Origin of the sequence: Ideonella alba (genome assembly GCF_018069875.1) — a bacterium.
Classification (GTDB): domain Bacteria; phylum Pseudomonadota; class Gammaproteobacteria; order Burkholderiales; family Burkholderiaceae_C; genus Ideonella; species Ideonella alba.
Genome location: NZ_JAGQDF010000001.1, coordinates 328137 through 352133, shown reverse-complemented (window position 1 = coordinate 352133; position 23997 = coordinate 328137). Strand labels below are relative to the sequence as shown.

The window sequence follows — 23997 nt, the reverse complement described above, 5'->3', positions numbered from 1 at the left end:
CATGCGCCGACGTGACTGGCTGCTGGCGGCCACGGCACTGCCTCTGGCTGGCGACGCGTGCGCCGAAGGGGTCCCCGGCAAGCCCATCACCGTCATCGTGCCCTTCGCCCCTGGCGGCGTGGCCGACCTCACCGCCCGCACCGTGGGCCAGGCAATGGCCGCCACGCTGGGTCAGCCGGTGGTGGTGGACAACCGGCCCGGCGCTGGCGGCATCGTCGCCACCCAGGCCGTGCTGCAGCGTCCGGCCGACGGCCAGACGCTGCTGCTGATGAGCAACGCCACCGCGGTCAGCGTGCACCTGGTGAAGAAGCTGCCCTTCGATGTGCAGCAGGACCTGGCGCCGGTGACCACGCTGGGCTTTTTCGAGCTGGGGCTGGCGGTGGCGGCCGAATCGCGCTTCAGGTCCTTGCAGGAGCTGCTCGCCTTCGGCCGAGCGAACCCCGGCAAGCTGACGATCGGCACGATCGCCGTGGGCAGCACCCAGCACCTGGCGGCCGAGCTGTTCAAGTCGCGCAGCGGCCTGGACGCGGTGGTCGTGCCCTACAAGGGCTCGCCTGCGGTACTGCAGGCCCTGCGCGCCGGCGAGATCGACCTGGGTGTCGAGGTGCTCAGCCCCCTGCTGCCCCAGGTGCAGGCCGGCAGCCTGCGCCTGCTGGCCGTCACCGGCGCGCGGCGCTTTGCCGCGTTGCCCGAGGTGCCCACGGTGCGCGAGCAAGGCGTCGCCGAGTACGAGGTGGACAGCTGGAACGCGCTGGCCGTGGCCCGGGGCACACCGGCCGCCACCATCGAGCGCCTGCGCCAGGCGGCGCTGGCCGCGCTGGCCCAGCCCGCGGTGCAGCGCACGCTGCTGGCCCAGGGCGTGACGCCGCGCGGCGGCACACCGGCCGAATTGCAGGCCTTGCTCGCCGCCGAAATCCGCCACTGGGGCGGCGTCGTACGCGCCGCGAAGATCGAGGCGGAGTGAGCCACCGCGCGGCCCGGCGGCTTACCATCGCCGGGCTGTATGAGCGGACTGTCCGACCTCGACCCCGCCGCCTTTGCCGAGTTGCGCCGCCTGCTCGACGAGGGGCTGGACCTGCCAGGCGCCGAGCGCGCCGCCTGGCTGGCGGCGTTGCCCGCCGCCCAGCAGCCGCTGCGTGAGCGCCTGGAGCGCCTGCTGGCCGAGGCCGACGCCGACAGCGGCACGTCCTTCCAGACCCTGCCGCCCATCGCCGCCACGGACACCGCGGCCGCCCCGGAGCTGCCCGGCGACATCGGCCCCTGGCGTCCCTCGCGTCTGCTGGGTGAAGGCGGCATGGGCACGGTCTGGCTGGCCGAGCGCGTTGATGGTCTGCTCAAGCGCCCCGCTGCGCTGAAGCTGCCGCGCGGCGCCTGGCGCCAGGCGGGTCTGGCCGAGCGCATGGCGCGCGAGCGCGACATCCTGGCGCGGCTGGACCATCCGCACATCGCCCCCATCCTGGATGCCGGCGTCACCCCCGAAGGTCAGCCCTGGCTGGCGCTGGCCTTTGTCGAAGGCCAGCCGATCGATGAGTACGTGACCGCCCGCAGCCTGGGCTTGCGTGAGCGCATCGGCCTGCTGCTGCAGGTGGCGGGCGCGGTGGCGCATGCGCATGCGCGCCTGGTGGTGCACCGTGACCTCAAGCCCGGCAACATCCTGGTCACGCCCGAGGGCGAGGTGCGGCTGCTGGATTTCGGCATCGGCAAGCTGCTCGACGACGAAGCCGCCGAGGGCCTGGCGCTGACCCAGCAGCTGGGCCGTGTGATGACGCCCTGGTACGCCTCGCCCGAGCAGGTGCAGGGCCAGCCGATCGGCACCGCCAGCGATGTCTATGCGCTGGGCGTGGTGGCCTTCGAGCTGCTCACCGGTCAGCGGCCCTATGCGCTGCAGCGCGAGACCCGCCTGGCGCTGGAGCAGGCCATCGTCGAGGGCCGGCTGCAGCGGCCCAGCGCCGCGGCCACCACGCCCTGGGCGACCCAGCTGCGCGGCGACCTCGACACCGTGCTGCTCAAGGCGCTGAAGACCGACCCCGACGAGCGCTACCGAACGGTCGACCAGTTCGCCGATGACCTGCAGCGCTGGCTGCGCCAGCGCCCGGTCAGCGCCCAGCCCGACCGCCTGGCCTACCGCGTGCGCAAGTTCGTGCTGCGCAACCGCCTGGGCGTGGGCCTGGGCACGGCCGCCGTGGCCGCACTGGCGGTGGCCCTGGGCGTGGCCCTGTGGCAGCGCGAACAGGCCCGGCTGGAGGCCGCCAAGGCCAACGGCATCAAGGACTACCTGGTGTCGCTGTTCGAGACGAATGACGTCGACCAGGCCGACGCGCTGCGCAAGCGCGGCCAGAGCGTGCAGGACCTGCTGGAGCACAGCGCCCGCACGCTGGGCAGTGGCCTGGCTGATCACCCCGAGGTGCGCGACGAGCTGCAGAAGCTGGTGGGGCAGTTGCTCAACGACCTGGAGCTCACCGACAGCGCACTGCGGGTGCGCAGCGAGCGGGTGCAGGCGCTGCGCGACGGGCGAGCCCCCCCGCAGGTGATGGCCGAAGCGCTGCGCGGCCTGGCGCAAAGCCAGTACTGGAGCGACGACGCCCCGTCCGCACGTGCCACGCTGGCCCAGGCTGCCCAGCTGTGCCAGGCCACACCACGCACCCCGGTGTGCCTGGGCGTGCAATCCGACCTGGGCCAGATGGACTTCGATGCGCGCCACCTGGACCAGGCGATGGCGCTGGCCGAACCCGTGGTCGCGCAGCTGCGGCAGGTGGCCCCGGCCAGCGCCGAGCTGGCCCAGGCCCTGGAGCTGCTGGGCAACATCGAGCTGGCGCGCAACCGGCCGGACCCGGCACTGGCCTTGATGCGGGAGAGCATGGACATCCGGCGCCAGCTGCTGGGTGAGCGCTCGGTGCGGCTGGCCGCACTGCGCTACCGGCTGGGGCGCAACCTGTGGGTCATGCGGCACCATGTCGAGGCCGAGCAGGAATTCCGGGCCGCCCTGGCCACCAGCCGCCAGACCCTGGGTCAGGACCACCTGATGAGCCTGCGCATCCAGCGCGACCTGGGCCGGCTGAGCGCCTACATCGGTCTGAACGGGGATGGCCTGGGACTGCTTGAGGACGCCGTGCGCCGGATGCTGGCCAAGGACGCCGAGCTGCCCTTGATCGACCAGTTCGACGCCCGCGTGGCCTTGGGCAACGTGCTGCTGATCGACGGCCATCACGCACAGGCCGAGCAGGAGCTGTCGGCCGCGCTCCGATTGCGCCAACAGCTGGGCGAGGAGCGCACCGCCAACGACGCCACGCTCGACCAGTCCTGGGCCGCGCTGCTGTCCGACCAGGGCCAGTATGAGCAGGCCCGCACGGTGCTGGAAACCAACCTCAAGCGCACGGTCCAACGCTTGGGCGAGCGGCACCCCGCCGTGGCCGACCGGCTGCTGCGCCTGGGCAACATCGACCTGGCCCAGGGTCGGCTGACCCAGGCGCAGGAACGCGTCCAGCGCGCCCTGGCCAGCCAGGACAGCCGGGAAGCCGTCTTCGGATCGCCCAAGCACCGGGCCCAGCTGGCCTGGGCGGCGCTGCTGCTGGAGACCGGCCGCGCCGACGAGGCCGCCACGGTGATCGAGTCGCAGCATGCCATCGCCGCCGCCACCCCGCGGGCGGAGCAGTACCGGCTGCGTCTGTACGAGCTGACGCTGCTGAAGGCCCGACTGCGCTGCGCCCAGACCCGCACTGACGAGGGTCGGCCGCTGTTCGAGCAGGCGATCGCGCTGCTGGCCACCGACACGCCAGAGCACCCCGCCCTGATCGATGCCCGTGCCCGCCTGGCCCAGTGCCTGGGCCCGGGCCCCGAGGCGCGCCGCCAGCTGCAGATCGCCGAAGCCACCTGGGCCGCCAACCCCGGACTGGCCGGGCACCTGCGGCGCGCGCTGGACGAGGCGCGCCGCCAGGGCTTGGCGAACCCCTAGGCCGTCAGTTGCCCGCACCCTCGCCGCGGGCCAACATCGGCATCGATGTCCGGTTTCGCCGTCGCAAGCCGTTTCCACAGGTACACAGGCGCGACCCCACTGCTGCCACCGCGCCAGCCCCCCAGGAGGTATCACCATGTTTGCCCACACATCCCTTCGCTTGCTGGCGGTGCTGGCCATCGCCACGGTGGGTGGCATGCCCGCCGCCAGCCTGGCCCGCGGCCCCGGCACCAACTGCCCGGACAGCGCCACCCTTGGCGGCTCGCCGATGCAGGTGCTGAGCTTCACCCAGCTGGCCCCGGGCACCACCCAGCTCACGCCGGCCACCAGCGCCGCGACCAACACCGACCTCGACGGCATGGCCGGTGTCGGCGTCAACAAGACGGTGGCCTGGTCCACCACCTCGGGCACCATCGCGGCGCGCCTGCGCCACCGGGTGTTCGACAGCGCCACGTCGGCAGAGGTCTGCAGCTGCACCTACCAGGTCGAGGTGCTGGCACCCTCCGCCAACGGCACCGCCGTCTGCGCGATCGTCGTCAGCAACTTCATCTACCCCAAGACGGCGCCGCTGTATGGGGCGTACCGCACCGATGGCAGCCCCAAGGGCCAGGTGAAGAGCACCACCGTCGCACGCGCCGCCGGCAAGGGCCGCACCATCCGCTTCGCGCTGGAGAACTGCGTGGTGCCGGGGCAGCTCAGCAAGCCGGTGACGCTGGTCTTCGCGGCCAACCAGATCCTGAAGGACGGCAAGGTCTACCTGGAAGACCAGGATGGCGAGCTGTCGCCGGCGATCAAGGTCTACAACCCCTACGTGCCCTGACCGGCACGCGGCCTGAAACAAACCGACAAACACCGCGACCGCGGCGACACCCGCCGCGGGGTGGGCGTCGGCACCATGGGCTCCATCGACAACCCCTTCGATTGGAGCCCTGAGATGAAACCCTGGATCAAGCGCACCGTCATCGGCGCCTTCATTGGCGTGGTCACGCTGGGTGGATTGGCCGCCTGCGGCCACCGCCCGCACGGCCCGATGAGCGACGAGCAGATCACCGCGATGCGCGGCAAGGCGGTCGAGCGCATCGCCGGCAAGCTCGACCTGACCGAGGCCCAGAAGGCCAAGCTGGGCGTGCTGGCCGATGAACTGATCGCCCAGCGCCAGGCGATGCGCGGCAGTGCCGAGCCCAAGGCCGAGCTGCAGTCGCTGATCGCCGGCCCCCAGTTCGATCGCGCGAAGGCGCAGGCGCTGCTCGAGCAGAAGACCCAGGCCGTGCAGGCCGGCAGCCCCAAGGTGATCGCCGCGCTGGGCGACTTCTACGACAGCCTGACCCCCGCGCAGCAGGCCCAGGTGCGCCAGTTCATGAGCGAGCGCCGCCACGGTGGCTGGTGGGGCCGTGGCTGAGCGTCTGGCCCCTCGGCTGAAGGCCGAACCGGCGCTGGCGCTGCTGGCTGGCAGCGCCGACCCGCACGTCGACTGGCTGGACCTGCTGTGGGGCCCGCGCTTCGACCGCGCGGCGGCGCTGGACCTGGCCGCCACGCGGCCGGGGCTGGACGCTGCCGCGCTGCTGTCGGCCGGCGAGCGCTTCGATGCGCTGGCCGCGCCGGCGCGGCAGCGGCTGCGCCGGCTGATCGTGCGCCACCGCGTTCATAGAATGGCCCATGCCCCGCATCCTGCTGATTGACGACGACGAGCAGCTGGGCCCGCCGCTGGCCGCCTACTTCCGCCGCTACGAGCTGGATCTGGAGCAGGCCGTTCGCCCCAGCGCCGGCCTGGCGCGGCTGCGGGCCGGCGGCTTCGACGCCGCCATCCTGGATGTGATGCTGCCCGAAATGGACGGCTTCGCGCTGTGCCGCACGATCCGCCAGGACTCGGACCTGCCGATCATCATGCTCACCGCCCGTGGCGACGTGATGGACCGGGTGGTCGGCCTGGAGCTGGGCGCCGACGACTACCTGCCCAAGCCCTTCGAGCCGCGCGAGCTGGTGGCCCGGGTGCAGACCGTGCTGCGCCGGCGCGTAGCCAGACCGGCTGCCGAGCCGACGCTGCGCTTCGACGGCCTGGTGATCGACACCGCCCGCCGCGCCGTGCAGCGCCAGGGCGAGCTGGTCGAGCTGACCGGCAGCGAGTACGAGTTGCTGCTGCTGCTGGCCCGCGAGCCCGGCCGGGTGTTCAGCCGCGACGACATCCTCAACGCGCTGCGCGGCCATGAGGCCGACCTCTACACCCGCGCGGTGGACATCGTCATCAGCCGGCTGCGCCGCAAGCTCGAGCCGCTGGACGCGATCAAGACGCTGCGCAACGCCGGCTACGCACTGGCCCTGCCCAGGGTGGCCGCATGACGACCGGCTCGCACTGGCACCGGCGCGCGCAGCGCCACCTGGCGCACTCGCTGAAGTGGCGCATCGTGGTGGTCTTCCTGCTGCTGGGCACCGCGGTGGCCGGCATGTTCGCCTTTGGTGCCCAGCGCGCCTTCGCGGTGGGCTGGCGCGAGGCGGCGCGGCCGCTGCTCAACGACTATGTCGAGCACCTGGCGCGCGACGTCACCGGCGGCACCGACACGCCCGACCTGGCGCGCGCCCAGGCCCTGGTGGCCCGGCTGCCGCTGACGCTGCGCATCGACGGCCCCCGCCTGCACTGGAGCTCCCACCCCGGTGCCCCGGCGGTGCGCGAAGGCGGCAGCCCGGCGCTCAGCGCCACCACCGCCGATGGCCATGTGCTGCGCTTCGGCCTGGACACCGGCAGCATCGAGCGCCGGCCGCGCTTCTTCGGTGGCCTGCTGCTGGCGCTGCTGGGCGCGGTGCTGCTGGCCTGGTGGGTGCTGCGCCGGCTGCTGCGGCCGCTGGACGACATCGGCGCCGGTGCGCGCCGCTTCGGCAGCGGTGACTTCAGCCAGCCGATCCCGGTGCGCCACGCCCATGCGCCCGACGAGCTGGTCACGCTGGCGCAGACGATCAACACCATGGGCCAGGACATCCACCGCATGCTCGAGGCCAAGCGCGCCCTGCTGCTGGCGATCAGCCACGAGTTGCGCAGCCCGCTGACCCGCGCGCGCCTGAACGCCGAGTTGCTGCCCGAGGACGGCGAGGCCGGCGCCCAGCGCGCCGCGCTGCTGCGCGACCTGCAGGAGATGGCCGGCCTGATCACCGACCTGCTGGAGAGCGAGCGCCTGGCCAGCCGCCACGCCGCACTGCAGCGCGAGCCCACCGACCTGACGGCGCTCGCCCAGGGCGTGCTGCAGGAGCTGTCGTCGCGGCACGCGGCGGCAGCGCAGGTGAGGATCGACGCCCAGGGCGACCTCTCAGCAGCAGCGGTCGACCCCGCGCGCCTGCGGCTGCTGTTGCGCAACCTGCTGGACAACGCGCTGCGCCACGCCAGCGACGCGGCGCAGCCCCCCGAGCTGCACCTGTGGCGACAGGGCGACAGGCTGCGGATCACGGTGCGCGACCACGGGCCGGGGGTGGACGACGCCCACCTGCAGCGCCTGTCCGAGCCCTTCTACCGGCCCGACAGCGCCCGCACCCGCGCCGCCGGCGGCGTCGGCCTGGGCCTGACGCTGTGCCGGCTGGTGGCCGAGGCCCACGGCGGCCAGCTGCGCCTGTCCCAGGCCCACCCGGGCCTGCGGGCCGAGGCAGAGTTCACACTCGGCTGAGGCCGCGGCTCAACAGGGCGTCCCGGCGGACGATGAGCGCCGCTGAATCACAACGAGGACACCCATGGATCTGAACCAGGCCGCCCAGGCGCATGCCGAGTGGAAAGTCAAGCTGCGCATGGCCATCGCGAAGAAGGATCAGCTGGACGTGCGCACCGTCAGCGCCGACAACTGCTGCCCGCTGGGCCAGTGGCTGCATGGCGAGGCCAAGACCCGCTGGAGCCAGCTGCCGGCCTACCGCGATGTCGTCACCAAGCATGCCAGCTTCCACCGCGAGGCCGGCGCCGTCGCCGCCGCGATCAACCAGGGCCTGTACAGCAAGGCCGAAGGCATGCTGGGTGCCGGCACGCCCTATGCCAACGCCACCAGCGCGGTCGGCTCGGCCATCCTGGGTCTGAAGAAGGAAGTGGGCTCCACGGTCTGAGCCCCGGGCCGGCACCGCGTCGGCCATGACCCGGCAGATGCCGGGAGATCGACCCCTTGTTTGCGTCTTCGCAAGCCAGTCGCTGCGCGCAGGATGACCACTGGGCACGCATGCGCCTCGGCCACCCGGCCAGACGCACGGGCGCCGTTTCGCGATGAGGACGACGATGACGCACTGGACTGTCTCAAGGCGCCTGCAGTTGCTGGCCGGCGTCGCCGCGCTGGCCATGGCGGCGCTGGCCGGGATCACCTGGCTGTCGCTGCACTCGCTGCACCAGATGCAGGACGGCGGCTACACCCGCTCGCGCGATGCGGCGCTGCTGCAAGAGCTCAGCGGCCGCGGTGCCGACCTCTACCGGATCGTGGCCGATGCCTACATCAACCGCGAATTCGATCAGCACGCCGACGAGTGGAAGCAGCTCAACGAGCGCACCGCCGCCGACCTCAGGCAGGCCGCCCAGGTTGTCCACACCGACGAGGAACGCCGCGCGGTGGCCACCGGCAGCGACGCCGCGCAGGCCATCCGCACGATCTTTGAGCGCGACTACCTGCCTGCCATCCGCCGCCATGCGGCACCCGAAGAGATCGCCGAGATCGACGGACGGGTCGATGAGCAGGTGACGCGTTTTGACGAGGCGCTGAACCAGGCCGCCACCAGCATGCTGGAGGCAGCGGCCCAGGACGACCAGGCCTTCGACAGCCGGGCCCGGGACCTGCGCCTGATCCTGCTGGGCGTGGCCGCCGTGGGCATGCTGCTGGTGGGCACGCTGGCCTGGGCGGTGGGCCGCAGCATCGTGGCCGAGCTGGGCATGGAGCCGCGCGTGGCCGCCGCCATCGCGCAGCGCATCGCCGCGGGCGAACTCAACGGCCTGGCCCTGGCCCGCGACAGCCGCGACGGCAGCCTGGCCCAGGCGCTGGGCCGGATGGTGGCGATGCTGCAGACCACGGTGATGCGGGTGCGCGCCGGCGCCGGTCAGGTGGCCAGCGCCAGCACCGAGATCGCCCAGGGCAACCAGGACCTGTCCAGCCGCACCGAGCAACAGGCCGGAGCCCTGCAGCAGACGGCATCGACCATGGCCCAGCTGGGCGGCACCGTCCGCCAGAACGCCGACAACGCCCGCCTGGCCCACCAACTGGCACGCGAAGCCACCGAGGTGGCCGACCAGGGCGGTGCCAGCGTGCACCAGCTGGTCAGCACGATGCGCGACATCGACGGCGGCAGCCGGCGCATCGCCGACATCATCGGCACCATCGACGGCATCGCCTTCCAGACCAACATCCTGGCCCTCAACGCGGCCGTGGAAGCCGCTCGCGCCGGCGAGCAGGGCCGCGGCTTTGCCGTCGTCGCGGGCGAGGTGCGCAGCCTGGCGCAGCGCAGCGCCGAGGCGGCGCGCGAGATCAAGGGCCTGATCGGCGCCTCGGTGGAGCAGGTGGCCACCGGCACCGCCCAAGCCTCGCAGGCCGCGGCCGCGATGCAGGCGGTGGTGGCCTCGATCCAGCGGGTCGGGCAGGTGGTTGCCGAGATCAGCAGCGCCAGCGCCGAACAGGCCCACGGGGTGACCCAGGTCGGCGATTCGGTGCAGCGCCTGGACGACGCCACCCAGCAGAACGCCGCCCTGGTCGAGCAGAGCGCCGCCGCCGCCGACAGCCTGCGCCAGCAGGCGGTCCAGCTGGTCGAGGCGATCCAGGTCTTCCGCCTGTCCGACGCGCCGGCCTGATACGTTGGGGCTACAGTGGGCCCGCGGCGCCGCGCCGCGCCTGCTAAACCCTGCGATGCCGCCTCCTGCCCTGCTCTTCCTGCCCGGCCTGCTGTGTGACGCCGAGGTCTGGGCCGCCCAGACCGCCGCCGGGCCGCACGCCCACCTCGTGGTCGAGTACGGCCTGAGCGATGACCTCGACGCCATGGCCACGCTGGCGCTGCAGCAGGCCGACGCCGCCGGGCTGGGGCCGCTGGCCGTGGTCGGCCATTCGATGGGCGGCCGCGTGGCGATGCAGCTGTGGCGCCAGGCCCCCCAACGCGTGCGCGGCCTGGCCCTGATGGACACCGCCTGGCACCCGCTGCCGACCGGCGAGGCCGGTGCCGCCGAGCGCGCCGGCCGCCTGCGCCTGCTGGAGATCGCCCGCAGCCAGGGCATGACCGCGATGGCCCGCGACTGGGTGCAGGGCATGGTCCACCCCGACCGCCTGGGCACCCCGCTGGCCGAGGCCGTGGTGGCCATGCTGGCGCGCCGCACGCCCGCCCACCAGGCCGCCCAGATCCAGGCCCTGCTGAACCGTCCCGATGCCAGCGCCACGCTGCGCAGCGTCACCGTGCCCACACTGCTGCTGACCGGCGAACAGGACGGCTGGAGTCCCCCTGCCCGCCACGACGAGATGGCCACGATGGTGGCCGGCCCGGTCACCCGCATCGATGTGCCGCACTGCGGTCACATGGCGCCGATGGAGGCGCCCGAGACGGTGAATGCGGCGCTGGCCGACTGGCTGGCCAGGCTCTGATCCGGGCGGCGGATGTCCACCGGTCTCACCCTGGCCGCGCTGCAGTTCAGCCTCGCGCTGAGCTGGACCGTCTACGTCGTCTTTCTGCCGGCCTTGCTCACCCAGGCCGGGCTGGCGCCGAGCTGGCTGCCCTGGCTGCTGATGGCCGACCAGGCGGTGTTCGTGCTGGCCGATCTGGCGGCCGGGGTGGCGGCCGACCGCAGCGCCGCCGCGCTGCGTCGTCTGGGGCCGGCGCTGCTGGCGGCCACGGCGGTGTCGACCGTGGCCTTCCTGGCCCTGCCTGTCCTGGCCGGCGCGGGCGCGGCGCCGTGGATGCTGGCCGCCACCGTGGTGTGGGCGATCAGCTCGGCGGCGCTGCGTGCCCCGGTGGCGGCGCTGCTGGGCCGGCGTGCGGCCAGGCCCACGCTGCCGCGCTGGGTGGCCTGGTGGACGCTGGGGCTGGCGCTGGCCGGGGCGCTGGGCCCATGGCTGACGGTGCAGCTGCGCGGCAGCGATGCGCGTCTGCCCTTCGTGCTCGCCAGCCTGGCGCTGCTGGCGGCCACCGCGGCGCTGCTGCGGGTGGAGCGCCAGTGGCCGCCGCCGGTCCCCACCCACCCCGCTGAAGCGGCCCGGTGGAGCCGGCCGCTGGCGTGGTTCCTGCTGGCGGCGGTGGCGCTGGGCCTGGGCTTCCAGGGCCACGCACAGCTCAACGCCGCACCCCAGTACCTGCGCTTCGCCGCAGCGGCCGAGCTGCCGGCCTGGCTGTCCTTGTTCTGGGTGGCCGTGGGGCTGGCGCTGTGGCCGGCTGGCGAGGCCACGCGGCGCGTCGGGGCGGTGCCTGTGCTGGCCGCCGGCGCCGCGCTGGCCGCGCTGGGGTCGGCGCTGGCGGCGCTGGCCACCGGCTTGCCGCTGCTGGCCATCGGTCAGGCCCTCAGTGGTGCGGCCTGGGGCGCGGTGCTGGTCAGCGCCTGGACGGCGGCCGTGCAGGTCGGCCGCAGCGGGCGGGAGGGGCTCAGCAGCGCCGCCCTGTCGGCCCTGCTGGCGTTGGCCGCCTTGCTGCGCATCGCCGCGGTCGCCGCGCAATGGCCGCAGCAACCCACGGTACAGGCCTGGCTGCCCTGGCTGCCCGCCGGTCTGTGGGCGCTGGCGGCGCTGCTGATTGCGCGCACCCACCCGGGGCGCGGGGTGAGCCCGTAAGCCACCCTTTGCGGAGGATGCGGCCGGCGCGCGCACCGGCTGCCCTCAAGCCGCCTGCGCACATGCCGAAGACCCGAGGGTCCCTGCCCCGACGGATGACGCCATGCGCCACCACCACCGCCCTGCTCCTGCTGCCCGAGCCAGCCACGGCTCGGCAGGCACCACCCCGCGACTGCGGCCGACGGCCTGGGCCGCCGCCTGGCTGCTGGCCGGCGCGCTGCAGCCCGCGCAGGCGGCGCCGCTGCCCACCGGGGCCCGGGTCGTGGCGGGCCAGGTGCAGGTGGGCACGGCACAGGCCGGCACGCTGACCCTTCAGCAGACCAGCGACCGCGCGATCGTCAACTGGTTGCAGTTCGACATCGGCGCCGATCAGCAACTGCGCATCGTCCAGCCCGGCGCGGGCGCCGCGCTGCTCAACCGGGTCACCGGCGACACCCCCAGCACGCTGGCGGGCCGGCTGCAGGCCGATGGCCAGGTCTTCCTGGTCAACCCCAACGGGATCAGTGTCGGCCCGGGCGGCCGGCTGCAGGCCACTGGCCTGGTGCTGTCGACACTGGACATCAGCGACACCGATTTCCTGGCCAACCGGCTGGTCTTCCGCGGCCTGGGCGACTCGGCCACGGTGACCCAGGCGGGCCAGATCCAGGTCGCCCCCGGCGGCTTCGCGGCCTTGCTGGGCGGGCGTGTCAGCAACAGCGGCCAGATCCAGGTGCCGATGGGCCGCGTCGGCCTGGGCGCGGGCGAGCACCTCACGCTGGACCTGGGCGGCAATGGCTTCCTGCAGGTGGCGGTGCCCAGCCGCTCGGCGCTGGGCGCCGCGCTGATCGAGCACAGCGGACAGATCAGCGCCGACGGCGGCCTGGTCCAGATGCAGGCGGCCGCGGCGCGCGAGGCCGCACGACAGGCGGTGAACCTCAGCGGCGTGGTCGAGGCGCGCACGGTCTCGGGCCGCGCCGGCGCGATCGAGCTGGGCGGCGGCGACGGCACGGTCTGGGTGGGCGGTCGCCTGGATGCCAGCGGCCCCAGCCAGCAGGGTGGCCAGATCACCGTCACCGGGCGCGAGATCGCGCTGCAGGGCGCCACGCTCGACGCGTCGGGCGCCCACGGCGGCGGCCGCATCCGGGTGGGCGGCGAGCGCCAGGGCGGGGGCACGCTGCCACGGGCGCAGAACACCACGGTGGATACCGCCACCACCCTGAACGCCGATGCGCGCACCCAGGGCAACGGCGGCGAGGTGGTGGTCTGGGCGGACGGCCGCACCGACTTCGCCGGCCGCATCAGCGCGCGCGGCGCAGGTGCCACCGGCCACGGCGGCGACGCCGAGGTCTCCGGCCGCACGCAACTGCGCTACGTCGGCCAGACCGACCTGCGCGCCGCCGACGATGCCCGCAGTGGCCGCACCGGCACGCTGCTGCTGGACCCCTACGACGTCACCATTTCCTCGGCCGCCGACAGCGGCGCGGGCTTCAGCGCCTCGGCCAATGACACGGTCATCAACACCACCACGCTGCAGAACGCGCTGGCCACCGCCAACGTCACCGTCAGCACCGGCAGCGGCGGCACGCAAAGCGGCCAGATCACCGTGGCCAGCGCGCTGAACTGGAGCGCCAACACCACGCTGACGCTGGACGCCGCCGCCGGCGTGGCGGTCAACGCCGCCATCACCAACACGGGGGCGGGCAGTGGCCTGACCCTGCAGGCCGCCGGCAGCGCGGGCATCACGGGCACGGGCGCGCTGGCCAACAGCGGAACGCTGAGCTTCAACCAGAACAACGCCGCGGCCAGCAGCACCTATTCCGGCGTGATCTCGGGCACCGGCAGCCTGACCAAGGCCGGTTCAGGTCTGCTGAAGCTCACCGGCGCCAACACCTACAGCGGCAGCAGCACGCTCAGCGCCGGCACGCTCGTGCTGGGCAGCGGGACGGGCACGCTGGGCTCGGGCACGATCACCCTGGCCGGCGGCCACCTGGCGTTCAACCCCGGGTCGACCGGGTCCACATTCACCTACGCCAACCCGATCCAGGTCACCGCCAACGGCACGATCGCCAGCGACGACGGTCTGACCGTGCTGTCAGGGGCGGTCAGCATCGCCTCGGGCGCCACGCTGAAGGTGGGCACGGCGGGCTGGGCCGGCAAGACGCTGACCCTGTCCGGCAACCTGTCCGGCGCCGGTGCGCTGACCATCCAGGGCAATGGCCTGACGGTGGACGGCTACGGCACCTCGACCAATGGCCAGGTCCGCCTGAGCGGCAGCAACAGCTACCAGGGCGCCACCGCGGTGACCTCGGGCACCGTGACGGCCGGCTCGACCGGCGCCTTCAGCGCCGCCTCGGCGTTCACCACCTCGTCCGGCGTGGTGGTGGATCTGGCGGGCTACGACAACAGCATGGGCTCGCTGAGCGGCTCGGGCACGCTCACCAACAATGGCGCGGCGGCAGCCACGCTGACGATGGGCGGCAACAACGGCAGCACCACCTTCTCCGGCGTGATGCAGGATGGCAGCGCCGCCTTCGCGCTGGCCAAGACCGGCAGCGGCACGCTGGCGCTGTCGGGCACCAACACCTTCACCGGTCTGACCACGATCAGTGCCGGCACCCTGCAGTTCGGCGACGGCGGCTCCTTCGGCAAGCTGGGCAGCGGCAATGTGCTCAACAACAGCGTGCTGGCCTTCAACCGCACGGTCTCATTGACCGTGTCCAACGCGATCAGCGGCACCGGCAGCCTCGTCAAGAACAACAGCAACACCATCACGCTGACCGGCAGCAACAGCTACACGGGTACCACCACCCTCAATGCCGGCACGCTGCAGGTCGGTTCAGGGGGCACGACCGGCACGCTGGGCACGGGCAGCGTCAGCAATGACGCGGCGCTGGTGTTCAACCGCTCCGACGCGCTGACGGTGGGGGCCGACATCGGTGGCAGTGGCACCCTGAGCAAGTCGGGCGCCGGCACACTCACGCTGACCGGCACCAACACCTATGCCGGCACCACCACGATCAACGCCGGCACGCTGCAGGTGGGCCAGGGCGGCACCGCGGGCACGCTGGGCAGCGGCGCGGTGGCCAACAGCGGTGCGCTGGTCTTCAACCGCTCGGACGCGCTGAGTGTGGCGGGCGCGATCAGTGGCAGCGGCACGCTGACTCAGGCCGGCAGCGGCACGTTGTCGCTGTCGGGCGCCAGCAGCTACAGCGGGGCTACCACCGTCACGCAGGGCACGCTGCGGCTCACTGGCTCGGGCCGTTTGGGCTCCGGCAGTTACAGCGGCCTGTCGGTGGCCAGCGGCAGCCTCTTCGAGTTCGCCTCCAGCGCAGCGCAGACGCTGTCGTCGATCAGCGGCGCCGGCACGCTGACCCACAGCGGCGCCGGCACGCTGACTTTGTCGGGCACGCCCAGCTTCACCGGCGTCTACAACCTGAACGGGCCGACCGTGATCAGCGGCGCTTCGAACCTGGCCAAGGCCGGCCTGGGCTATGCGTCGGCGGTCAACATCGGTGGCTACGTCACACTGGCAGGCGGCAACAACAGCTTCCTGGGCTACCAGAGCGACGCCTCGGCCACCACGGTGGTCACGCTGAATGCCGGCGGCACGCTCTACAACCCGGGTGCCACCATCCACCTGACCAACGGCATCACCTTCAACGGCGGCACGCTGGCCAGCGGGCCGACCAACAGCACCTTCACCACCTACGGCAGCTACACCTTCGACAAGGCGGTGACCGTGACCGCCAACTCGACCGCGTCGGCGGTCAACATGGCCTTGAACGCCGGCTCCACGGTGGATGTGGTGGTGTCGCCTGGGGTCACGCTGACGGTCAGCGGCTCGATCGACCACGTCACCTACGGCGGTGGCGCATCACTGCGGCTGCTGGGCGGCGGCACGCTGCTGCTGCAAAGCGCCAACAGCTTCACCGGCGCCACCACCGTCACGCAGGGCACCCTGCGGCTCACCGGCTCAGGCCAGTTGGGCGCTGGCAGCTACAGCAGCCTGTCGGTGGCCAGCGGCGCTCTCTTCGAGTACGCCTCCAGCGCAGCGCAGACGCTGTCGTCGATCAGCGGCGCCGGCACGCTGACCCACAGCGGCGCCGGCACGCTGACCTTGTCGGGCACACCCAGCTTCACGGGGATCTACAACCTGAACGGGCCGACCGTGATCAGCGGCGCCGCCAACCTGGCCAAGGCCGGCCTGGGCTATGCCTCGGCGGTGAACATCGGCGGCTACGTGACGCTGGCCGGCGGCGACAACAGCTTCCTGGGTTACCTGGGCGACAGCACGGCCACCACCGTGGTCACGCTGAACCCGGGCGGCACGCTCTACAACCCGGGCACCACGATCCACCTGACCAACGGCATCACCTTCAACGGCGGCACGCTGGCCAGCGGGCCGACCAACAGCACCTTCACCACCTACGGCAGCTACACCTTCGACAAGGCGGTGACCGTGACCGCCAGCTCGACTGCGTCGGCGGTCAATATGGCGCTGAACAGCGGCTCTGGCGTGGATGTGGTGGTGTCGCCCGGGGCCACGCTGACGGTCAGCGGCTCGATCGATCACGTGACCAACGGCGGTGGCGCATCGCTGCGGCTGCTGGGCGGCGGCACGCTGCTGCTGCAGAGCGCCAACAGCTTCACCGGCGCGACGACAGTGAGTGCCGGCACGCTGAAGCTGGGTCATGCCGGCGCACTGGCCTCGAGCAGCGCGGTGACGGTGGACGGCACGCTGGACCTGAACGGCCAGGCGCCGAGCATCGCCTCGCTCGCCGGAAGCGGCACGGTCACCAACAGCGGCGCCAGCGCCGCCACACTGACGGCAGGCGACGGTGGCGCGTCCACCACCTTCTCCGGCGTGATCCAGGACGGGGCCGGCAGCGTGGCGCTGACCAAGACCGGCAGCGGCACGCTCACGCTCAGCGGCGCCCACAGCTACAGCGGCGCCACCACGGTGGATGGCGGCACGCTGGCGCTCAGCGGCAGCTGGGACCGCAGCGGCGCCACGGCCACGGTGGCGGTGGCCGCGGGCGCCACGCTCAGCGGTGCGGGCACGCTGAGCGCCAGCACGCTGCAAGTCAGCGGCGCGGGCAGCGTCCACCTCAGCGGCAGCAATGCCATCCACCAACTGGGCACCAGCGGCACGGTGGGCACGCTCAGCCTGAACAACGCGGCCAGCCTGGCGGTGGGCGCGATCACCAGCACCGGCCCGATCACCGTGAGCACCTCCGGCGGCCATGCCGACCTGACGCTGACCCAGGCCCTGCATTCGGATGCCAGCGGCGACGCGGTGGTGCTGTCGGCGGGCGGCCGCTTCATCAACCAGGCCGGCGCCAGCGCCATCACCACCGGCGCGGGCGGGCGCTTCCTGGTCTACTCCAACGACTGGGAGGCCGACACCGTGGGCGGCCTCAGCGCCGGGCATCTGTACCACCGCAGCTATGCCAGCCACGGGCCGGGCACCATCACCCAGAGCGGCTCTCAGCTTGTCTACAGCCGCCAGCCGATCCTGACCGTCACCGCCCAGGACGCCTCGCGGGTCTATGGCGACGCCAATCCCCTGCTGTCGGCCAGCCTCACCGGGCTGGTCAATGGCGACAGCGCGGCCGCGGCCTACAGCGGCAGTGCCGCGCTGGGCACCTCGGCCAGCGCCCTGTCCGGCGTGGGCGACTACACGATCACCGCCAGCGCCGGCTCGCTGGCCAGTGCCCAGGGCTATGGCTTCGTCTACGTGCCGGGCACGCTGGCCGTCACCCCGCGTCCGATCACCATCAGCGCCCAGTCGGCGAGCCGCATCTACGGCAACGCCAACCCGGCGCTGGGCTACACCGTCGGTGGCCTGGGCCTGGTCAACGGCGATGGCCTCACCGGCGCCTTGGCCACCGCGGCCACCAGCGGCTCGGACGTGGGCAGCTATGCGATCACCCAGGGCTCGCTGGCGGCCTCGCCCAACTACGCGCTGAGCTTCAGCGGCAGCCAGCTGGCGGTGACGCCGCGCACGATCATCGTCAGCGCCGCGGCGCAGAGCCGCACCTACGGTGAGGCCAACCCGACCCTGGGCTACAGCATTGGCGGGCTGGGTCTGGTCGGTGGCGACGCGCTCACCGGCAGCCTGACGACGACCGCCGATCTGCGCAGCCATGTCGGCACCTATGCGATCGAACAGGGCAGCCTCACCGCCTCGGCAAACTACTCGCTGCAGTTCGAGGGCAGTGCGCTGCAAGTGACGCCGCGCACGCTGACGATCAGCGCCGCCCCGGTGCTGAAGCCGCGCGGCACCGCCCTGGACCCGGCGCAGATCCAGCCGGTGGTCAGCGGCCTGGCCAGCTTCGACCAGATCGCCTCGATCGACTGGCAGTCGCCCGGCGCTGGTCCGGCCAGCGCGGCGGGCCGCTATGCGCTCAGTGCCGTGGGCGTGTCGGGGATCCCGCTGCAGGACTACCGGCTGGTGACACCGGCCACGGTGCTGGAGGTCCAGGCCGACCCGGCGTCGACCACGATCAGCCCGGCGCTGGCGGGCGGCGGCTGCGACGCCTGGTCACGCGCGGGCGAGCGCCGCGCCGGCGGCTGCACCCTGGGCGGCGGCGCGGCCCACTGAGCCGTCTCCACCGGGCCCGGCCCTGGCGCGCTCAGAACCGACCGGACAGCCGGACCGACCAGCGCTGGCGCTGGTCATCGGTGACCGCGGTGGCACGCGCCCAGGGCGTCCACTCGGCCTGCAGCGCCAGCGGCGCGCCGCCCAGACCATCGAGCTGCACGCCCAGGCCGGCCGAACTGCCGTGCCGTCGTGCGGCTTCCAGGGCCGTGGGCTGCATGTACCGCCCCTGGCCGCGCGCCGCATGCAGGTAGGGCTGCAGGCGCCACACCAGGTCCGCCCAGGAGACGCCGCCCTGCCAGCCCAGTTCGGCGCGCAACACGCCCCCCTGGTCCACCGCCAGGCTGCCCGGCGGCAGACCGGCCACCCCCTGCTCGCCGTCCAGCGACAGCTGCTCGGGCTGCAGCAGCGGCTGGCCGAGCGAGGACTGGGCGGCGCCCATCAGCCGCCAGCGCCAGCGCTCGCTGCCCAGCGGCCCGCCCAGATCGACCTGGGCCTGCAGCTTGATGAAGTCGGGGCCCGCCCCCTGACGCGACAAGGGCACACCGCTGCGGCGCGCATCGCCGCGATCACGGCCGCCCAGGCCCAGCGACGGCTGGCCATGCACCTGCCAGCGCGCCCCGAATGGCAGCGCACCCCAGGCGTCCAGGTCCCAGCGCGCGGCCGTGTACTCGTCCAGGCTCAGGTCCACGCCAAACAGGCGCGCCGTGCTGCGCTGGGTCACGCTGTCCAGGCTCAGGCCCAGCCGCCATGGCAAGTCACCCGGCGCAGAGCGCGCCACATCGCCGCCCAGACTCCAGCGGCGCATCCGGCCCACGCTCTCCAGCGCCCCCGGCGAGACCTGCCCCTGCAGCCGCGAGTCGGTCCATTCCAGGCGCCAGCGCTGGCCGTCGGCCGTCGGCGGCCCGTTCAGGCCCAGGCTGGCGGCCTGCAGGTCAGGGTGCGACTGTCCGGCCCGGGTGCGCCCCAGGCGCAGCGCGGCCCAGGCCTGCTCGCCCAGGCCCGCCCAGCTGTTCAGGCCCAGCCGGGCGCTCCACTGCCAGCGGCCCAGCGACTCCGACAGGCGGTTGTCCACACTGGTCAGCAGTTCGGTGCGGGCGTGCACGCCGCTGAGCAACAGCCGGGTGGTGCCGGGCGCTGATCCGGCCGCCAGCGCGCTGCGCAGGCGCAGCCCGGGCAGCTCGTCGGCCAGCGCCAGCGCCTGCTCGATCCGCGACAGGGTCAGCCAGGGCTGGTTGACCAGCGGCTGCAGCAGGGCCTGCACCGGCTGGCGCAGGCCCTGCGGCACCTCGTCGACATCGACCGCCTCGATGCGGCCGTCGGTCACGACCAGGCGCACCGGCTCGCCGTCACGCAGCGACTGGGCGGGCACGCTGACCCGGGCCAGCACATAGCCGGCGCGGCTGTAGGCCTCTTCCAGCGACTGCGCCAGCGCAAACAGCGCCGACACGCGGGTGACCGGCGTCAGCCAGCGGGCGGCCAGGGCCTCGCGCTCGGGCACCAGCTGGGCCAGCTCGCCCTCCACCCGCAGCGGGCCGGGGCGAAAACTCAGCTGGTCGGCCTGCGCCGGCAGCGCCTGAGGCACCGGGGCGGGAAGTTGCAGTGGCCCACTCGGGGGTTCAGGCCCCTGGCGCGGCGCCACGGGCGGCAACTGGGAAGGCAGGGACTGGGCCAGGGTCAGTGCCGGCAAGCAGGCCAGCAAAGCCGTGGCGGCGGATCGCGTGGGACGTGCGGTGCGCATCGGCCGCAAGCATACGACGCGGCGGACGCCTTGGGGTGCCCAGGGACACCCGGCGTTGCCGCGGGGCTCAGGCCAGCAGGCTGCCCAGGTCGAACGCCGTGTCCGCCGCCTGCGCAGGCGTGGGCGTCACGCCCGCGTCCAGCAGCTTGCGCGCCTGCAGATGGTCCTTGGCGGCATTGACCGAGTCCACCGCGATCAGCCGCCCGGCGCGGTAGTGGTAGACCGAAAAGCTGCCGCCGCCGGCCATGTCGCCACGCACCGCCCAGGCATCGGCGCCGGCCGACAGACCGGCCATCTGCAGCTTGCGGTCGTACTGGTCGGACCAGAACCAGGGAGTGGCCGTGAACGGCCGGTCCTGCCCCAGCAAGGCGGCCGCGGCCGACTTGGCCTGCTCGGTGGCGTTCTGCACCGATTCCAGGCGCAGCAGGCTGCCGTCGTCCAGCCGGCGCGCGGTGCAGTCGCCGGCCGCCACGATGCGGGGATCGGCCGTGCGGCCGCAGGCGTCCACCACAATGCCGCGATCGCAGGCCAGGCCGGCCGCCGCGGCCAGGCCGTCGTTGGCCGACACGCCCACGCCCAGCACCACGCCGCCACACGCGTGGCGCGTGCCATCGGCCATCACCACCGCGCAGGCCAGACCGTCGGCGGTGTCCAGTCGCTCGATGCGGGCGTCCAGCACCAGTTGCACGCCGTGGCTGCGGTGCAGCGCCGCATACCAGGCCGACAGCTCGGGCGACAGCACCCGCCCCAGCAGCCGCGGCGCGGCTTCCAGCACGGTGACCGCCAGGCCCTTCTTGCGCGCGGTGGCCGCCACTTCCAGGCCGATGAAGCCACCGCCGATCACCACCAGCGGCAGGTCCTGCCCGGCGCAGCGGGCCAGCAGCGCGGCGATCGCCGAGGCATCGTCCTTGCTGCGCAGCGGCAGCACGTTGGACGCGTCGCCGCCCGCCAGCGGCAGCCGGCGCGGCGTGGCGCCGGTGGCCAGCACCAGGCCGGCATAGGGCAGCCGCTCGCCATCTACCAGCTGCAGCTGCCGCGCCTCGCGGTCGATCGCGGCCACGCGCACGCCGGTGCGCAGCGTGATGGTCTTGCGCGCCAGCATCTCGGGTGCACGCAGCATCAGCTGCGCATCGCCCACCTCGCCGGCCAGCCAGGCCTTGGACAGCGGCGGGCGGTGGTAGGGGCCATGCGGCTCGTCGCCCAGCAGCGTGATCGGGCCGGCGAAGCCGCTGCTTCGCAGCGCCTCGGCGGTCATCGTGCCGGCCTGGCCGGCGCCGACGATCAGCACCGCGCCGTCGGACTCGATCATTCCTGGCACTCGGGCAGCGTCAGCGTGCCGCCGTTCATCGCGGCGCTGGCCTTGATCTGGCAGGACAGGCGACTGTTGGGCCGGCGCTCGGCGGCCACATTGGCCAGCATGTCGAGCTCGCCCGCGCTGGGCGCGGGCAGCACGCTGGCCAGCAGATCGTCCACATAGCAGTGGCAGGTGGCGCAGGCGCAGGAGCCGCCGCATTCGCCCAGGATGCCGTCGATGCCGTTGGCGGTGGCGGCCTGCATCAGGCTCCAGCCTTCGGGGACATCGACGGTGGTGGCGGTGCCGTTGGCTTCGAGGTAGGTGATCTGGGGCATGGGAGGATCGTGAAAGGCGACACCAGCAAGCTTACTGGGCCTGCAGCATCAGGACCAGCGGGCTGCGGAAGGTCGAGGAAGGCATCCAGGGCAGCTGGTCGGCCACGCGGCGGTAGTCGGGCACCACCCGGTGGAATTCCTCGAAGGCGATCTTCACCGCCAGCCGCGCGATGGCCGTGCCCAGGCAGGCGTGCACGCCGCCGCCGAAGCCCAGGTGGCCGCGCGGCTTGCGGGTGATGTCGTAGACATCCGGGTTGGGGTATTGGCGTTCGTCGCGGTTGCCGCTGCCGTAGGCCAGGCAGACGAAGTCGCCCTCGCGCATGGTCTGACCATGCAGGGTCACATCCTTCATCAGCCGGCGGCGGAAGCGCTGGGCCGAGGTGTTGAAGCGCAGGCTCTCCTCGATCGCGTCGGGCAGCAGGGCCGGGTCGGCCACCACCGCGCGGCGAGCGGCGTCGAAGGTGGCCAGGTTGTAGGCGAACATCATCATGAAGCCGCCCAGGCTTTCCACGCCGGCCATGATCAGCGTGGTGGTGGTCAGCAGCACCTCGCGGTCGTCCAGGCGGTCGCCGTCGACCTCGGCCAGCGCGAAGTGGCTGATCAGGTCGTTGCGCGGTTCGGCGCGGCGCATCGCGATGACCTTGCCGGCGTAGTCCTGCATCCAGTTGTAGGCGGCGATGTGCTCGGGGCCCTTGGCGCGGGTGCGGGCGTCGCTCTGCACCATCAGCACCGCGTTCTCGCGCACCTCCTGCTCGGGCACCAGGGCCTCGTCGCCCATCGGCAGACCCAGCGCGGCCATCAGCACCTTGACGGTGAACTGCGAGGACACGTCCTTGAAGTCGAAGCGGCCCACGCCCTTCAACTGGCCGAAGACCTCCTGCGCCACCGCGCGGATCGGCTCCTCCAGCGCCAGCAGGTTGCGCTTCATGAAGGCGTGCTGGATCAGGCCGCGCAGGCGGTCGTGCTTGGGGGGATCCGAGCTGCCCAGCGTGGCACCGGCGCGGCCCGGCAGCTCGGTCATCAGGTTGCCGCTCGCCGACGAATACGTCTGCCAGTCCTGGCCGGCGCTGACGATGTCGGCGTAGCGCGAGAGGATCCACATCTGCGCCTCCTCGCTCCAGAAGCAGGGGTGCTCGTCGCGCAGGGTCTTGTAGTCGGGGAACGGATCGGCGTCGACCGCGGGGCTGTAGGGATCGAAGTGGAAGCTCATCGCAGGTGTCTCCTTCTGGAGCGTGATTCTGGGCAAGACCCGCCCCGCACTGGATGGACAAAGGCCCGACAAGACTTGCACTTTTGACGTATCCTGGCTGACATGCCCGGCCGCCCTGCCCCCGCCCGCCGCGGTGCCACCCGCGCCCGCGCGGCGCTGCCCGCCTTTGCCCTGTACGGCGAGGCCGGCGGCCCCGCAGCGCCGCTGCTGCACATTGAATCGATCGACTCGCGCAGCCGCCTGTACGACTGGGAGATCGACGCCCACACCCATCAGGGTTTGCACCAGGTGCTGTGGGTGGCGCAGGGCCGGGTGGAGGCGATGTTGGACGAATCTCGCGTCCATGCCGCTGCGCCGCTGCTCCTGGCCATCCCGCCGGGCGTGGCCCATGCGTTCCGCTTCATGCCGGGCACCCAGGGCCATGTGCTGACCGTCAACGCCGCCCTGCTGGCCGAGGGCGACGCTGCCGTGGGCGAGGCGCTGACCACGCTGTTCGCCGCGCCCCGTGGCCTGGCGCTGGATGCCGATGCGCCCGAGGTGGCGCGCCTGCAGGCGCTGTTCGCCACCCTGCATGCCGAGCTGCGCGCCGACGATGCCGGCGCCACCGCCGGCCAGGTGCCGATCTGGCTGGCGCGCGCGCTGCTGTGGCGCGCGGCCGAGCTGGCGCGGCGCGAGGTGGCCCAGGCCCAACGCCGTGGCGCGGCCGCCCAGCCCGAGCTTTACACCCGCTGGGTGGTGCTGATGGAGGCCCATTTCAAGGACCACTGGCCGGTCACCCGCTACGCCGAGCGCCTGGGCCTGTCCACCGAACGCCTGAACCGCCTGGTGCGTGCCGAGACCGGGCTGAACGCCCAGGCCCTGCTGCACCAGCGCCTGGCGCGCGAGGCCACGCGCCGCCTGGTGCATGTGGCGGCGCCGGTGTCCCGGCTGGCCTTCGAACTGGGCTTCGAGGACCCGGCCTATTTCTGCCGCTTCTTCAAGCGCCAGACCGGCCTGTCGCCGCGCGACTACCGCGCCCGCGCCGAGCAGCAGCGCGCCGCCGATGCGCATGCCGTATGATGGTCCGCATGTCCTTCGCCTTCCGCGCCCTCACCGCTGCACGAGCTGCACGAGCCCGATCGCTCGCGCCGTGCCCTGCCGGTG

17 protein-coding genes are annotated in these 23997 nt (G+C 72.9%); 13 read left to right on the top strand and 4 right to left on the bottom strand.

Going from position 1 to position 23997, the window contains the following annotated elements; translation table 11 throughout:
• Nucleotide 1 precedes the first annotated feature (1 nt).
• The 12 genes from KAK07_RS01660 (at nucleotide 2) to KAK07_RS01605 (ending at nucleotide 18277) form a co-directional block, all read left to right on the top strand.
• Nucleotides 2-964: a Bug family tripartite tricarboxylate transporter substrate binding protein gene (locus KAK07_RS01660; RefSeq protein WP_210858628.1), complete on the top strand. Its 963-nt coding sequence runs from the start codon at nucleotides 2-4 to the stop codon at nucleotides 962-964.
• Between the two features lie 39 nt (nucleotides 965-1003).
• Nucleotides 1004-3952: a serine/threonine-protein kinase gene (locus tag KAK07_RS01655; protein ID WP_210858627.1), complete on the top strand. Its 2949-nt coding sequence runs from the start codon at nucleotides 1004-1006 to the stop codon at nucleotides 3950-3952.
• A 136-nt stretch (nucleotides 3953-4088) separates the two neighbouring features.
• Nucleotides 4089-4772, top strand: coding sequence for a hypothetical protein (locus tag KAK07_RS01650; protein ID WP_210858626.1), 684 nt, complete (start codon nucleotides 4089-4091; stop codon nucleotides 4770-4772).
• A 114-nt stretch (nucleotides 4773-4886) separates the two neighbouring features.
• Nucleotides 4887-5351 (top strand): Spy/CpxP family protein refolding chaperone, encoded by a 465-nt coding sequence (locus KAK07_RS01645; protein WP_210858625.1) that lies wholly within the window; start codon nucleotides 4887-4889, stop codon nucleotides 5349-5351.
• Complete coding sequence (locus KAK07_RS01640; protein WP_310740685.1) at nucleotides 5344-5631, top strand: hypothetical protein; 288 nt, start codon at nucleotides 5344-5346, stop codon at nucleotides 5629-5631. The genes KAK07_RS01645 and KAK07_RS01640 overlap by 8 nt, the downstream gene beginning before the upstream one ends.
• Complete coding sequence (locus KAK07_RS01635) at nucleotides 5609-6289, top strand: response regulator transcription factor (RefSeq protein WP_210858623.1); 681 nt, start codon at nucleotides 5609-5611, stop codon at nucleotides 6287-6289. Before KAK07_RS01640 ends, KAK07_RS01635 begins: the two co-directional genes overlap by 23 nt.
• A complete protein-coding gene (locus KAK07_RS01630; protein WP_210858622.1) occupies nucleotides 6286-7599 on the top strand; it encodes a sensor histidine kinase in 1314 nt (437 codons plus the stop codon). The genes KAK07_RS01635 and KAK07_RS01630 overlap by 4 nt, the downstream gene beginning before the upstream one ends.
• Before the next feature lie 64 nt (nucleotides 7600-7663).
• A complete protein-coding gene (locus tag KAK07_RS01625; protein ID WP_210852035.1) occupies nucleotides 7664-8023 on the top strand; it encodes a CZB domain-containing protein in 360 nt (119 codons plus the stop codon).
• A gap of 166 nt (nucleotides 8024-8189) precedes the next feature.
• Nucleotides 8190-9740, top strand: coding sequence for a methyl-accepting chemotaxis protein (locus KAK07_RS01620; protein WP_210858620.1), 1551 nt, complete (start codon nucleotides 8190-8192; stop codon nucleotides 9738-9740).
• Nucleotides 9741-9795: 55 nt separating this feature from the next.
• Nucleotides 9796-10518, top strand: a complete 723-nt coding sequence (locus KAK07_RS01615) for an alpha/beta fold hydrolase (protein ID WP_210858619.1) — start codon at nucleotides 9796-9798, stop codon at nucleotides 10516-10518.
• 12 nt (nucleotides 10519-10530) lie between these two features.
• Nucleotides 10531-11694: an MFS transporter gene (locus tag KAK07_RS01610; protein ID WP_210858618.1), complete on the top strand. Its 1164-nt coding sequence runs from the start codon at nucleotides 10531-10533 to the stop codon at nucleotides 11692-11694.
• Between the two features lie 103 nt (nucleotides 11695-11797).
• Nucleotides 11798-18277, top strand: coding sequence for an autotransporter-associated beta strand repeat-containing protein (locus KAK07_RS01605; protein WP_210858617.1), 6480 nt, complete (start codon nucleotides 11798-11800; stop codon nucleotides 18275-18277).
• Nucleotides 18278-18308: 31 nt separating this feature from the next.
• On the opposite strand, the gene KAK07_RS01600 is transcribed toward KAK07_RS01605, so the two are convergent.
• From KAK07_RS01600 to KAK07_RS01585, 4 genes are all read right to left on the bottom strand, one after another.
• Entirely contained in the window at nucleotides 18309-19859 is a 1551-nt protein-coding gene (locus KAK07_RS01600; protein WP_210852030.1) for a ShlB/FhaC/HecB family hemolysin secretion/activation protein, read from the bottom strand.
• Nucleotides 19860-20082: 223 nt separating this feature from the next.
• On the bottom strand, nucleotides 20083-21324 hold the full coding sequence (locus KAK07_RS01595; protein ID WP_210852029.1) for an NAD(P)/FAD-dependent oxidoreductase: 1242 nt from the start codon (nucleotides 21322-21324) through the stop codon (nucleotides 20083-20085).
• Nucleotides 21321-21644 carry a 2Fe-2S iron-sulfur cluster-binding protein gene (locus KAK07_RS01590; RefSeq protein ID WP_210852028.1) on the bottom strand — a complete coding sequence of 108 codons (324 nt, stop codon included), beginning with the start codon at nucleotides 21642-21644 and terminating at the stop codon, nucleotides 21321-21323. The genes KAK07_RS01595 and KAK07_RS01590 overlap by 4 nt, the downstream gene beginning before the upstream one ends.
• Nucleotides 21645-21675: 31 nt before the next feature.
• A complete protein-coding gene (locus KAK07_RS01585) occupies nucleotides 21676-22854 on the bottom strand; it encodes a cytochrome P450 (RefSeq protein ID WP_210858616.1) in 1179 nt (392 codons plus the stop codon).
• A gap of 102 nt (nucleotides 22855-22956) precedes the next feature.
• On the opposite strand from KAK07_RS01585, the gene KAK07_RS01580 reads away from it, so the two are divergent.
• Complete coding sequence (locus tag KAK07_RS01580; protein WP_210858615.1) at nucleotides 22957-23913, top strand: helix-turn-helix domain-containing protein; 957 nt, start codon at nucleotides 22957-22959, stop codon at nucleotides 23911-23913.
• The last annotated feature ends 84 nt before the right edge of the window (nucleotides 23914-23997 follow it).

Coding starts and splice junctions, on each gene's coding strand:
- KAK07_RS01620 (WP_210858620.1), top strand. CDS start 8,190: ATGACGCACTGGACTGTCTCAAGGCGCCTGCAGTTGCTGGCCGGCGTC.
- KAK07_RS01615 (WP_210858619.1), top strand. CDS start 9,796: ATGCCGCCTCCTGCCCTGCTCTTCCTGCCCGGCCTGCTGTGTGACGCC.
- KAK07_RS01625 (WP_210852035.1), top strand. CDS start 7,664: ATGGATCTGAACCAGGCCGCCCAGGCGCATGCCGAGTGGAAAGTCAAG.
- KAK07_RS01585 (WP_210858616.1), bottom strand. CDS start 22,854: ATGAGCTTCCACTTCGATCCCTACAGCCCCGCGGTCGACGCCGATCCG.
- KAK07_RS01610 (WP_210858618.1), top strand. CDS start 10,531: ATGTCCACCGGTCTCACCCTGGCCGCGCTGCAGTTCAGCCTCGCGCTG.
- KAK07_RS01590 (WP_210852028.1), bottom strand. CDS start 21,644: ATGCCCCAGATCACCTACCTCGAAGCCAACGGCACCGCCACCACCGTC.
- KAK07_RS01635 (WP_210858623.1), top strand. CDS start 5,609: ATGCCCCGCATCCTGCTGATTGACGACGACGAGCAGCTGGGCCCGCCG.
- KAK07_RS01650 (WP_210858626.1), top strand. CDS start 4,089: ATGTTTGCCCACACATCCCTTCGCTTGCTGGCGGTGCTGGCCATCGCC.
- KAK07_RS01655 (WP_210858627.1), top strand. CDS start 1,004: ATGAGCGGACTGTCCGACCTCGACCCCGCCGCCTTTGCCGAGTTGCGC.
- KAK07_RS01580 (WP_210858615.1), top strand. CDS start 22,957: ATGCCCGGCCGCCCTGCCCCCGCCCGCCGCGGTGCCACCCGCGCCCGC.
- KAK07_RS01660 (WP_210858628.1), top strand. CDS start 2: ATGCGCCGACGTGACTGGCTGCTGGCGGCCACGGCACTGCCTCTGGCT.
- KAK07_RS01645 (WP_210858625.1), top strand. CDS start 4,887: ATGAAACCCTGGATCAAGCGCACCGTCATCGGCGCCTTCATTGGCGTG.
- KAK07_RS01630 (WP_210858622.1), top strand. CDS start 6,286: ATGACGACCGGCTCGCACTGGCACCGGCGCGCGCAGCGCCACCTGGCG.
- KAK07_RS01605 (WP_210858617.1), top strand. CDS start 11,798: ATGCGCCACCACCACCGCCCTGCTCCTGCTGCCCGAGCCAGCCACGGC.
- KAK07_RS01595 (WP_210852029.1), bottom strand. CDS start 21,324: ATGATCGAGTCCGACGGCGCGGTGCTGATCGTCGGCGCCGGCCAGGCC.